The organism is Bacillus sp. GZB (assembly GCF_001975995.1).
Lineage (GTDB): Bacteria > Bacillota > Bacilli > Bacillales > Bacillaceae > Bacillus > Bacillus velezensis.
In genome coordinates this window covers 17,428-30,229 of sequence record NZ_MTQG01000016.1, presented here as the reverse complement: position 1 = coordinate 30,229, position 12,802 = coordinate 17,428, and the positions used below count along the sequence as shown (strand labels likewise).

Sequence of the window (12,802 nt, the reverse complement as noted above, 5' to 3'; positions counted from 1 at the left end):
GGTATGAAAACGGATTGGTGGAAAACGGCGGCCGTCTATCAAATTTATCCCCGAAGTTTTATGGATTCGAACGGGGACGGAATCGGCGACATGAACGGCATCAGAGCAAAGCTTCATTACATAAAAGAGTTGGGGGCGGATGTGATCTGGCTTTGTCCCGTTTTTGACTCGCCGGGCGCGGACAACGGCTACGATATTCGGAATTATAAACAAATTGCCGGCGAATTCGGGACGATGGAGGATTTTGACCGGCTCCTTGCAGATGTCCATGCGCTCGGCATGAAGCTGATTATAGATCTCGTCATCAACCATACAAGCGATGAGCACCCTTGGTTTATCGAATCACGCTCAGCGAAAGATTCTGAAAAACGGGACTGGTACATCTGGAGAAGCGGAAAAAACGGCAAAGAGCCGAACAATTGGGAAAGCATTTTCGGCGGATCAGCGTGGGAATATGATCAAGAGACCGGCCAGTATTACCTGCACCTGTTTGACAAAAAACAGCCTGATTTAAATTGGGAAAACGAAGCGATGAGGCAGTCCGTTTATGAGATGGTCCGCTGGTGGCTTGATAAAGGCATAGACGGCTTCCGGGTGGATGCCATTTCTCACATTAAGAAAAAAGAAGGGCTCCCTGACATGCCGAATCCGGACGGTCTCCCATACGTCCCGTCTTTCCCGTATCATATGAATGGGGAAGGCATAATGGATCTCTTAAAAGAGCTGAAACGGGAAACATTTTCGCGCTATCCGATCATGACGGTCGGCGAGGCGAACGGAGTGGCGGCTTGGGAGGCGGCTGATTGGGCCGGTGAAGAAAACGGCATCTTTCAAATGATTTTTCAATTTGAACATCTCGGCCTCTGGGATACGGAAGATGATCAAAGCATCTCCATTCCGGCGCTTAAGCGCGTCTTGTCCGGCTGGCAGAACAGTCTTGAAGGAAAGGGCTGGAACGCGTTGTTTATGGAGAACCACGATCAGCCCCGTTCCGTCTCGGTATGGGGTGACGAACGGTTTTTGACAGAAAGCGCCAAGGCACTCGCCGCGATGTATATGCTGATGAAAGGCACGCCGTTTATTTACCAGGGGCAGGAGCTCGGGATGACCAATGTTTCGTTTCCATCCATTGAAGATTATGATGACGCCGCAATGAAATATTTGTATGAAAAAGAGACGTCCCGCGGCGTTCCGCATGAAAAAGTGATGAAGATCATCTGGAAGAAGGGCCGGGATAATTCACGGACACCGATGCAATGGAGCGGTGAGGCGAACGGCGGGTTTTCTGATGCTTCTCCGTGGCTCGGAGTGAACCCGAACTACACATGGCTGAATGCTGCATCACAAATGCAGGATAAAACATCCGTATACCATTTCTACAAACGGCTGCTCGCCCTCAGAAAAGAATACGGCGTATTGATCAGCGGCACATACGAATTGCTGCTTCCGAATGACCGGCAGATTTATGCCTATCTAAGAAAAAACGGAACAACAACCGCCCTGATCATCACAAATCTGTCTCGAACCCCCGCTTTATACAGGCATCCCGGTTATCCGCTTGACTCCGATTCTCTCGTGCTTGCAAACGCAGAAACAGAAGCGCACCGCCATGTGACATCCTTTCTTTTAAAGCCTTATGAGGCACGCGTATATATATGGTGAAAAACTTCAGTCCCGAGGCTGAAGTTTTTTGTGATCTGCGTTTATCATCGCGATCCGACAGGAAAAGACAAATACAGAAACGAATATGGGAAAGGAAGAGAAAAAGAAAGGAGGCATTTATATGCTGAAAAAATTGCAGATTCAAACAAACAGACGGGATGAAATGATCGACATCACACATGAAGCCGAAGCGTTTCTCCGCGAAACAGGCGTGAAAAACGGTTTGGCGCTCATATACTGTCCCCATACAACCGCCGGCATTACCATAAATGAAAATGCCGATCCGGATGTGAAGAGGGATATGCTCAGAAGGTTTGATGAAATGTATCCGTGGGAGCACGAACTGGACCGGCATATGGAGGGAAATACGGCGGCACATATGAAAGCGAGTACAACCGGCGCCTCCCAGCATGTCATCATAGAAGACGGGCGCCTGATACTCGGAACATGGCAGGGCGTTTATTTTTGCGAATTTGACGGTCCGCGAAACAGAACATGTTATATCAAAATACAGGCTGAACCGGAGGAAAACACAAATGAGTGAGTGGATGAGTGCATTATCATTAACAAAGCCCGTCATTCAGGCGCCGATGGCCGGCGGGCTGGTCACGCCGTGTCTGGCTTCGGCGGTATCAAATGAAGGGGCGCTCGGAAGCCTTGCTTCAGGATACGTCAGCCCGCAAGCGCTTGAAAAACAGCTTATCGAGATGAAAGAGCTGACGGACCGCTCCTTTCAAGTAAATCTTTTCGTCCCGGAAGAAAGGCAGATGCCTGAGGCGGAACTGGTTGAAAAATGGAAAGCCCGCATTCCGAGGGCAAAAGACGCCAAGCCGTTCTCTGATCTGAAAGAAGAATGGAATGATTTTGAGGAAAAAGCGGAGCTTCTGATCCGTTACGGAGTCAAAGCGTGTTCATTCACCTTCGGCCTGCCGCCGGAAGAAACGGCGGAAAAGCTGAAGAAAAGCGGTTGTTTCCTTTTCGGCACGGCGACAACGCCGGAGGAAGCGAAGGCTTTTGAAGAACGGGGGATGGACGCCGTTATCCTTCAGGGAATAGAAGCCGGCGGACATCGCGGGTCGTTTCTGCCGGTTAAAGGAGAACCGGCTCTCGGCCTTATGGCGCTGATTCCGCAGGCTAAAGACGCGCTGAATATCCCGGTGATTGCGGCAGGCGGCATTTTTGACCGCCGCGGCGTGCAGGCGGCCCGATGTTTGGGTGCGGACGGCGTTCAAGTAGGAACACCGTTTCTCCTTTGTGAAGAAAGCAGCGCCTCACCGGCATATCAAAAAGCCATTGCCGAATCAAAAGGAGCCGACACGCGGCTGACCACCCTGTTTTCGGGAAAACAGGCGCGGGGAATCGTGAATCAGTTCATGAAAACATATGAAGCTGACGAGGGAAATACACTGCCTTATCCGCTGCATAATACGCTGACAAAGCCGATGCGCGGGCACGCGGCTCAATCAGGAGACGCGGAGTATATGTCTTTATGGGCCGGCCAGTCCGCCGCGAAACTTGAAGGGCCGACAGACGTGAAAACCGTTTTGGACAGATTGTGCGAATCATAATCCAGAAATCGTGAGGTGATGGATGATGAAGATTCTTCAAATGTCCTATAAAAAAAGAGGGACTATTGAGTTTGTCTTTGAAGATTTTCCGCATTCTAAAGTCACCATGGCGCCGATTAAAGGGTATTACTTTGTCCGCGCCATTAAATGGAGCCGACGGGACAGAGCTGTCACCCGACATGATTTAGAGAAGTTTGAATGGGCTGCAAACCAAGCGCTCGGCACGACGGCTTTTTACCGGAAAAGAAAAGCATTCCGCATCCCATCGTCACAATGACAGACGATGGGATTGTTTTAATGCATGATCTGATAAAGCGCGGGTGCATCAAGCCTTGTTGCCTGGTTAAGCAGATAAGCCGGCTGCACGGCATTTTTTTTTCTTAAAGAATTCAATCTCTGGATGATTTGTTCAGCGGTCAGAATCCCGAGACCGTGGGCGAAATATTGATCATTCCCCATCACAATGACATTCTCTCCCCGCCACTGAGCCTTTGCAGGATTAAAATCAGGATTTTTAAAATATAAACAATCTCCCCGTAAAAAGTGACTGCCGGTTTCCGTGTAGATCGGCAGATGCTCATAGTGCCAGTCATACAAAGTGATATCCCGGAAACGCCGGTTAAACCGTTCTTCACCGATTGTCTTTAAGACGGCCAGATAATAAATCACAACAATGGCGGTAGCGCATTCAAATGCGTAAAACGCCCCATTTTCAATAATGTCCCGAATCGCTTTTGAAGCGGGGATTCTGTACTTCAGCTCCAAGGCTCCTTCCGGCGTCACTCTCCAATAAGCCGTATTTCCGTATGTTTTGGCGAAAGTTGCAAATTTCACACCTGATCCGTGCAGTTCTCTTGCGGCTTCCACAATATGGCGGCGCAGCCGCACCTCGAACATCAGTTCAGCAATCGACCCGTAATCGAATTGTACGGGAGAATTGAGCAGTTCATTTATATAAGGAACAAGGCTTTCTTCCGTCTGCCAGTTCGCGATGTCCTGAGGCCGAAGCACTTGGCCGGATATGATAATCATCTGCGCGCCCCCTATCTTTTTTTATAAGATATGCAGGAAGCTTGGGCAATGAAAATCAAGTCATAAAAAAGGAGGAAATGTTAACAAAATGTGAAGACTGAGCCGATATATAAGGTATCACACTTGAGGGAGCAGCTTAATATGAAAAAATTCATCAATTGGTGCACAAAGGCATCGATTTCACGTAAATTAATCATTTCATTTATCGTGATCTTAATCATACCGATTCTCGTGTTAGAATTCAGTTCATACCATACGGCGAGCAATTCGCTGGATGATCAGATTTCAGGCAACGCGAAAAATAACATTGAATCTTTTAACACAACGATTACAAATGATATCGGCGCAAAAGCAAAGGCGATTGAATTTTTCAGTGAAACGTTAAAAGGGTCATCCTTCTCAAAGAAAAACATGTCTGCTCTTGAAGAAAAGTTCGGGCAATACACGTCTATTCATAAGGACGTAGCCCGCATTTACGGAGGAACGGAAGACGGCAGCTACGCACAGGCGCCGAAGGAGAATACTCCGGCCGATTACGATCCGAGAACACGCACTTGGTATAAAGACGCTGTGAAGGCTGGCGGCACGCTCGTTGTCACCGACCCTTACACCGCGGCAAGCGACGGCAGCATGGTCGTCACCGTGGCAAAGCAGATGCAGGACGGAACAGGCGTAGTGGCCATGGATATTACGATTGACCAGCTGCTGAAGCAGATGAAGGGAATCAAAATCGGGCAAAAAGGCTTCGTGTTTATCACGTCCAAAAATAAAACCTATGTCGCGCATAAAGACCACAAACCGGGCGATAAAGTTTCAACCCCGTGGCTGAATGAGGTATACAGCAAAGACAGCGGCATTATTTCATACAAGCTCGATGATCAAAATAAAAAAATGGCGTTTACGACAAATAAACTGACCGGATGGAAAATAGAGGGGAGCATGGAGCTCAACGAAATTAAAGACGCCTCACAACCGGTGCTGACGATGGGAATGATCGTCCTTGCAGCATCCATTATCATCGGGGGAATTTTAATTCTGTTGATTGTCAGATCCATTACGTCACCGCTGAAACGGCTTGTCCGCTCTTCTAAACAAATCAGCGGCGGAGACTTGACCGAAACCATTGATATCCGCTCGAAAGATGAATTGGGCGAACTCGGCGCGAGCTTTAATGAAATGGGAGAATCTCTGCGCGGACTGATCAGCGCGATCCAAAACTCTGTCGACAACGTGGCCGCGTCATCGGAAGAGCTGACCGCTTCAGCTTCGCAGACAAGCAAAGCGACGGAACATATTACAATGGCCATCGAGCAGTTTTCAAACGGAAACGAAGAGCAAAGCGAAAAAGTCGATTCAAGTTCAGCCAAGCTGAATCATATAAATGACGGACTCGCCGCCGTTTCCCGCACATCATCATCCATTACGGAAGCATCTAAACAATCGAAGGAAGCTGCCGGCACCGGGGAAGAATATGTGCAGCAAACCGTCGGGCAGATGAATCTCATCAATCAATCGGTCCAGCAGGCGGAAGCGGTTGTAAAAGGTCTTGAGGCCAAATCAAAAGACATCACTCATATTTTAAGAGTCATCAACGGTATTGCCGATCAGACAAACCTGCTTGCTTTAAATGCAGCCATTGAAGCGGCAAGAGCCGGTGAATACGGGCGGGGCTTCTCAGTGGTAGCCGAAGAAGTGCGCAAGCTGGCCGTCCAATCCGCCGGTTCTGCCAAAGAGATTGAAAAACTCATTCAGGAAATCACGGCTGAGATTAATACATCGCTTCACATGTTCACCTCTGTTAATGAAGAAGTTCAATCAGGACTTGCCGTAACGGACCGCACGAAAGAAAGCTTCCAGAATATCTTCGGCATGACAAACGATATCGCCGAGAAGCTTCAATCGATGAACGGCACGGTTGAACAGCTGTCGGACAGCTCCCAGCACGTTTCAGCCGCGGTGACCGATATTGCGGACGTATCACGGGAAAGCGCAGCAAGCATTCAGGATATTGCCGCATCCGCAGAAGAACAGCTTGCATCAATGGAAGAAATCAGCACATCCGCCGATACTTTGGCACAAATGGCCGAAGAACTGCGGGAATTAACGAAACAATTTAAAATCAACTAGTAAAAAAGGACGCTTTCCGGATGGAAGGCGTCTTTTTTTATAGTGACATCCGGATAATTAAACAAAAAGTCTTGCATGCAAAGGGAGTACATAGAACTATTTTTCATTTATGACTTAATTTTCAATGTAATAAAAAGGGAGTCGACCGATATAAACAGTAAATGATTGAAAGAGGTTTACAAAATTGAAAAAAACAGCAAAAAAAATCGCCAGAAAATCAATAGCCAAAAAACTTATCATTTCATTTTTACTGATCTTAATTATTCCGGTAGCAGTATTGGCTGCCGGCGCCTACCGTTCGGCGGCTTCATCCGTTGAAAAGCAAATGATGGAAAGCGCCGAAGGAAATGTGCAAATCTTAAACAATATGATTGATGACCGGATCGGAATGTTTACAAAAAGCTCAGCATATTTCAGCGAATGGGCGACAAGCGCCAAATTTAAAGAAAAAAACCAAACGGAAATGCAAGAAAGGTTCAAGCAGTTTATTGAAAGCAATGATAAAGCGTCCGCCGTATTTTCAAGCAGCAAGGAAGGAACGTTTACCCGTTATCCGCATGCCGATATGCCGGCCGATTTCAACCCGCTTGAAAGAAGCTGGTATCAGGAAGCCATGGAGAATAAAGGCCAAACCATCATCACAGACCCTTATGAGTCCATCTCAAACAAAAAGATGGTCGTCACTATGGCCCGCGCGGCGCAAGACGGATCAGGCGTCGTCGCCATTGATATAAAAATCGACGATCTCATCACGATGACAAAAGAAGTGAACATCGGAAAAGAAGGATATGCCTTTATCCTCAGCAAAAATAAAAAAGCCGTTGCCTACAGTGATGAAAAAGCCGGCTCGGCGGTGTCGGGAAAATGGGTTGATACATTATACAGCGGGCAAAAAGGCGACTATGAATATACGCTGAACGGGAAAGCGAAAAAAATGGCGTACGTGACCAATGAAGCGACGGGCTGGAAGATCAGCGGAACCATGTCCGTGGATGAAATCAAGGATGCGGCAAGACCGGTTCTGACTCTGGCCGTTATCATATTGGCGATAGCCATTGCCGCAGGGATGATTTTCATTTATTTTGTCATCCGCTCAATTACCAAACCGTTAAAGCGTCTCGTAGCTTCAGCGGAAAAAATCAGCAGCGGAGATCTGACGGAAACCATTGATGTCAGCTCTCAAGATGAGCTCGGCGTGCTCGGTAAAAGTTTTAATCATATGACAGATTCACTCCGTTCGCTTATTCAGGGAATTCAGGACTCTGTTGAACATGTCGCTTCTTCCTCAGAGGAGCTGACGGCTTCGGCTGAGCAGACGAGCAAAGCAACGGAACATATCACCCTTGCGATTGAACAGTTTTCTAATGGAACGGAAGACCAAAGTGAGAGTATTGATAAAGCGACAGCCCAAGTGAATGAGATGAAAGACGGGCTCAGCGATCTGGCGGAAGCGGCAGCCGTGGTGACGGAAACGTCAATTGAATCGGCGGAGATATCCGGCGCCGGTGAGCGGCTTGTCAAGAAAACAGCCGGCCAGATGGGCGCCATTGACCAATCCGTAAGTAAAGCGGAGCAAGTCGTACAAGGGCTTGAACTCAAATCGCAGGACATCACCAGCATTTTGCGCGTCATTAACGGCATTGCCGATCAAACGAATCTCCTTGCTTTAAATGCAGCCATTGAAGCGGCAAGAGCGGGAGAATACGGACGCGGTTTTTCAGTCGTTGCCGAAGAAGTGAGAAAGCTTGCCGTCCAATCCGCCGATTCAGCGAAAGAAATCGCATCCTTAATTCATGAAATCGTCAAAGAAATTCATACTTCGCTCGGAATGCTGGAATCCGTCAATCACGAGGTGAAAAGCGGACTTCAGTTAACGGACGAAACGGAAAAAAGCTTCCGGGACATTTCCGTTAAAACAAATCAGATTGCCGGTGAACTGCAAAATATGAATGCAACCGTGGAACAGCTTTCTGCCGGGTCTCAGGAAGTATCAAACGCTTCAGAGGATATCGCGGCCGTCTCCAGACAAAGCGCGGCCGGCATTCAGGACATCGCGGCTTCAGCTGAAGAGCAGCTTGCGTCCATGGAGGAAATCAGTTCCTCCGCCGTCACGCTGGAAAAAATGGCGGAAGAATTACGCGAACTGACAAAGCGTTTTAAGATAAACTCTTAATTAAGTCTAAAAGACTAATTTAACAATAGGTAAAAAGTACGTTTCGTTATATTTCTTCTTTTTGGATGTGTATATTTACCCATAATTGCCGATATGAAGGGTAAACACGCAAGAGGAGATATAGCAGATGAAAAAAATTGTTCAAATCATCAAGCAGAGATCGCTTACAAGAAAACTGCTCATTTCTTTTTTGGCCATTCTCATTCTTCCTATTTCAACGCTGGCTTTTATCGCCTATCAATCGGCGGTAAGCACGCTTGACAGGCAGATGATGGGAAGCGCACTAGATAATGTGCAGCAGATTAACGATATGATCAACACAAGCATCAGCCAAAAGGAAGACGGAACGGCATATTTCAGCGACTGGCTCACAAAGGATCGGTACAAGCCGAAAAACCAATCGCAAATTACCGATAAATTCACAGAGTACATGAAGATCAATAAAGACGTGGAATCCATCTATACGAGTGACACGGAAGGACATTTCACACGGTATCCGGATCTGCAGATGCCTAAAGGATATAATCCGATTGAAAGAGACTGGTATAAAAAGGCCGTGGAAAATAAGGGGAAAGTTGTTGTAACAGATCCTTACCGCACGGCTTCCACCAATACGATGGTCGTGACAGTCGTTCAGCAGACGAAAGACGGCTCAGGAGTCGTCGCCATCAATATGAAAATCGATGAGCTTCTGAAAACGACAAAGAAAGTGAACATCGGAAAATCCGGCTACGCTTTTATCCTGACGAAAGACAAAAAAGTGGTCGCCCATCCGAACCGCACGTCAGGCACAGTATTAAACGGGGAGTGGGCTGAACAGCTGTTCACCAGCAAAAAAGGTGATTTTCAATACAAATACGACGGCCAGGAAAAGAAAATGGCTTATGATACAAACGGGCTGACAGGCTGGAAGATTACCGGAACGATGTATCTGGACGAAATTCATGAAGCGGCCCTGCCGATCCTTCATCTGTCCCTGCTCGTTCTCGTATTAGCGATTGTCATCGGAACCATCGTCATGGTGCTGATTATCCGTTCAATCACAAAACCGCTCAAGCAGCTTGTGACATCATCGAAACAGATCAGTGAAGGCGATTTAACAGAAACGATCGAGATTCAGTCAAAAGATGAATTAGGCGAGCTTGGCAAAAGCTTTAACAATATGGCCGCTTCGCTAAGGTCTCTCATCCATGCCATCCAGGATTCCGTGAATAACGTCGCATCTTCCTCAGAGGAGCTGACGGCTTCAGCGGAGCAGACAAGCAAGGCAACCGAACATATCACACTGGCGATCGAACAATTTTCTAACGGAAATGAAAGCCAAAGTGAAAATATTGAAAGCGCGGCGGAACATATTTACCAAATGAACAGCGGGCTTAAAGATATGGCGAAAGCATCTGCCGTCATTACCGAATCCTCCGCCACATCAGCGGAAGTCGCCAATTCAGGCGGAAAGCTCGTCCACCAGACGGTCGGCCAAATGAACGTCATTGACCGGTCAGTGAAAGAAGCTGAACAAGTGGTGCGCGGACTTGAAACAAAATCAAAAGACATTACAAACATTCTCCGTGTCATTAACGGAATCGCTGATCAGACAAACCTTCTTGCGCTGAACGCGGCAATTGAAGCCGCGCGTGCGGGTGAATACGGCCGGGGCTTCTCAGTCGTCGCCGAAGAGGTCAGAAAACTTGCGGTCCAGTCTGCCGATTCAGCGAAAGAAATCGAAAGCTTAATTATAGAAATCGTCAACGAAATCAATACATCTCTCGGCATGTTCCAATCCGTCAACAAAGAGGTGGAGAGCGGACTGGATATTACGAATCAGACCGAAACGAGCTTCAAACGGATTTCTGAAATGACGAACCAGATCGCCGGAGAAATTCAAAATATGAATGCGACGGTAGAACAGCTGACAGCAGGATCTCAGCAGATTTCAGGAGCTTCTGAGCAAATCGCGTCCATCGCAAAAGAAAGCTCCGCCAGCATTCAGGATATCGCGGCCTCCGCCGAAGAACAGCTGGCTTCAATGGAAGAAATCAGTTCGTCTTCGGAAACGTTATCCCAAATGGCGGAAGAATTACGTGATATGACGAAACGATTTAAAATAGATTAATAGGTCATAGAACACCCAAATGTGCTGTTTGGGTGTTTTTTTTAGTTTTTTTAATAAATCTTTTGTCCTAGCTGACGATATTAGATTTAGCTTTTCAAAGAAGGAGACTGAAAAAATGAAACAACTGATACATTGGATCAAACAGCCATCCATCAGCAAGCCGCTGATCGCGGCATTTTTAGCCGTATTGGTGCTTCCGATCGGCATACTCGCCTACTTCAGCTACCAAACGGCGGGGAGTACATTAGAAAGCGAACTGACCCACAGCGCCCAGGGAAATGTCAGCGAACTGAACAGCGTGCTGGAAAACATGCTCGAAGGCAAGCTGAAAGCGATTGACTACTACAGCGAATCAATCACAAAGGAAAAACTGAATACGAAAAATAAATCCGCACTGCTTGAAAATATGAAGCAGTATGTCACCGTAAATGACGATGTCGCGTCAATTTACGCCGCGTCTCGCGACAAAGCGTTCGTGAAATACCCGTCCGTTGACATGCCGTCCGATTATAATCCGCTCACGCGCGAGTGGTATACAAAAGCGGTTGAAAAAAGCGGACAGCCGGTGTTTACCGAGCCTTATAAAGACGCTGCAACCGGACAGACGGTCGTTACGATTGCCCAGCAGACAAAAGACGGATCAGGCGTTGTGGCGCTTGATATTAATCTGGGCGACCTGCTGAACGCTTCCGAACGCGTCCAGATCGGTCATAAAGGATTTGCCTTCATTACAACGGGAGATAAAAAATACATCGCCCATCCGACTATAAAAGCGGGAACGGAAGGCTCCGGAGAGTGGACGAAAGAAGTGTTTTCCAAATCAAGCGGATCGTTTGAATACATGTTTGAAGGACAGCAGAAGAAAATGGCCTTCACGACAAACAAACTGACGGGCTGGAAAATCGCCGGCACATTTTTTGTCAGTGAGATCCATGACGCAGCCTCGCCTGTCATGAAAATGGCGCTGATCATTCTGGCGGTTTCTCTTATCGTCGGCGGGGTTTTAATCTTTTTTATCATTCGCTCGATTGCAAAACCGCTCAAAAAACTTGTTTCGACATCAGCTAAAATCAGTGACGGCGATTTAACGGCAGTCATTGATATCAAGTCAAAAAATGAATTCGGGCAGCTCAGCCAAAGCTTCAATGAGATGTCGGCCTCACTCCGGTCTGTCATCGGCGTCATTCAATCATCCGTCGAACATGTCGCTTCTTCATCCGAAGAGCTGACGGCATCCGCCGGACAGACGAGCAAGGCGACAGAGCATATTACACTGGCGATTGAACAATTCTCAAACGGAAACGAATCACAAAGCGAGAAATTGGAAGAAAGTGCTGATCACCTTTCCCAAATGAATGCCGGCATTGCCGAGACGGCGAATGTATCGGCGGAAATCACTGAATCCGCCATCCAAACCTCTGAAACGGCCGGAAGCGGAGAAGAATTAGTGGCAAAAACGGTAGGCCAGATGAAAACAATTGATCGTTCCGTACAGCAGGCGGAAGCGGTCGTAAAAGGGCTGGAAACGAAGTCGCACGACATTAAGAGCATTCTCAACGTCATTAACGGCATTGCCGATCAAACAAATCTGCTTGCCTTAAACGCTGCCATTGAAGCGGCCAGAGCCGGCGAATACGGGCGGGGCTTCTCCGTCGTTGCGGAAGAAGTGAGGAAGCTTGCCGTACAATCAGCCGGCTCCGCGAAGGAAATCGAAACGCTGATTCAGGAAATCGTCAAAGAAATCGCCACATCGCTTTCCGTATTCCAAGCGGTGAATCAAGATGTGAAGGAAGGCCTCGATATTACGGATCAAACGGCCGAAAGCTTCAAAAAAATCTCAGAAATGACGACTCAGATTTCAGGCGCCTTGCAGCATATGAACGGAACGCTTGAGAAGCTTGCAGCCGGGTCGCAAAATGTAACAAACGCGGTGGAGGACATTACCTCAGTCGCCAAAGAAGGGTCCGCCGGCATTCAAGACATCGCCGCCTCAGCTGAAGAGCAGCTGGCCTCCATGGAAGAAATCAGTTCATCCGCCGAAACGCTTGCGCATATGGCTGAAGAACTGCAGCAGGTCACACGGAAATTTACGATTCAGTCTGAAGACGAAGAACAGCTGTAGCGAGC

9 protein-coding genes are annotated in these 12,802 nt (G+C 47.6%); 8 read left to right on the top strand and 1 reads right to left on the bottom strand.

The window, feature by feature from the left end; genetic code table 11:
* Positions 1 to 3 precede the first annotated feature (3 nt).
* From BXO87_RS05900 to BXO87_RS05885, 4 genes are all read left to right on the top strand, one after another.
* Positions 4 to 1,662: a glycoside hydrolase family 13 protein gene (locus BXO87_RS05900; RefSeq protein ID WP_038459627.1), complete on the top strand. Its 1,659-nt coding sequence runs from the start codon at positions 4 to 6 to the stop codon at positions 1,660 to 1,662.
* A gap of 121 nt (positions 1,663 to 1,783) precedes the next feature.
* On the top strand, positions 1,784 to 2,206 hold the full coding sequence (locus BXO87_RS05895; protein ID WP_007613358.1) for a secondary thiamine-phosphate synthase enzyme YjbQ: 423 nt from the start codon (positions 1,784 to 1,786) through the stop codon (positions 2,204 to 2,206).
* Positions 2,199 to 3,230: a nitronate monooxygenase gene (locus BXO87_RS05890; protein ID WP_038459625.1), complete on the top strand. Its 1,032-nt coding sequence runs from the start codon at positions 2,199 to 2,201 to the stop codon at positions 3,228 to 3,230. The genes BXO87_RS05895 and BXO87_RS05890 overlap by 8 nt, the downstream gene beginning before the upstream one ends.
* A gap of 25 nt (positions 3,231 to 3,255) precedes the next feature.
* A complete protein-coding gene (locus BXO87_RS05885) occupies positions 3,256 to 3,507 on the top strand; it encodes a hypothetical protein (RefSeq protein ID WP_007408636.1) in 252 nt (83 codons plus the stop codon).
* A 17-nt stretch (positions 3,508 to 3,524) separates the two neighbouring features.
* Here the strand turns inward: BXO87_RS05885 and BXO87_RS05880 are convergent, their stop codons facing one another.
* Positions 3,525 to 4,262 carry a protein-glutamine gamma-glutamyltransferase gene (locus BXO87_RS05880; RefSeq protein WP_007408635.1) on the bottom strand — a complete coding sequence of 246 codons (738 nt, stop codon included), beginning with the start codon at positions 4,260 to 4,262 and terminating at the stop codon, positions 3,525 to 3,527.
* Between the two features lie 141 nt (positions 4,263 to 4,403).
* On the opposite strand from BXO87_RS05880, the gene BXO87_RS05875 reads away from it, so the two are divergent.
* The 4 genes from BXO87_RS05875 (at position 4,404) to BXO87_RS05860 (ending at position 12,797) form a co-directional block, all read left to right on the top strand.
* Positions 4,404 to 6,389, top strand: a complete 1,986-nt coding sequence (locus BXO87_RS05875) for a methyl-accepting chemotaxis protein (protein WP_038459623.1) — start codon at positions 4,404 to 4,406, stop codon at positions 6,387 to 6,389.
* 184 nt (positions 6,390 to 6,573) lie between these two features.
* Complete coding sequence (locus BXO87_RS05870; RefSeq protein WP_038459621.1) at positions 6,574 to 8,562, top strand: methyl-accepting chemotaxis protein; 1,989 nt, start codon at positions 6,574 to 6,576, stop codon at positions 8,560 to 8,562.
* A gap of 127 nt (positions 8,563 to 8,689) precedes the next feature.
* Positions 8,690 to 10,675, top strand: coding sequence for a methyl-accepting chemotaxis protein (locus BXO87_RS05865; RefSeq protein ID WP_038459619.1), 1,986 nt, complete (start codon positions 8,690 to 8,692; stop codon positions 10,673 to 10,675).
* 115 nt (positions 10,676 to 10,790) lie between these two features.
* Positions 10,791 to 12,797 carry a methyl-accepting chemotaxis protein gene (locus BXO87_RS05860; RefSeq protein WP_038459617.1) on the top strand — a complete coding sequence of 669 codons (2,007 nt, stop codon included), beginning with the start codon at positions 10,791 to 10,793 and terminating at the stop codon, positions 12,795 to 12,797.
* Positions 12,798 to 12,802: the final 5 nt, after the last annotated feature.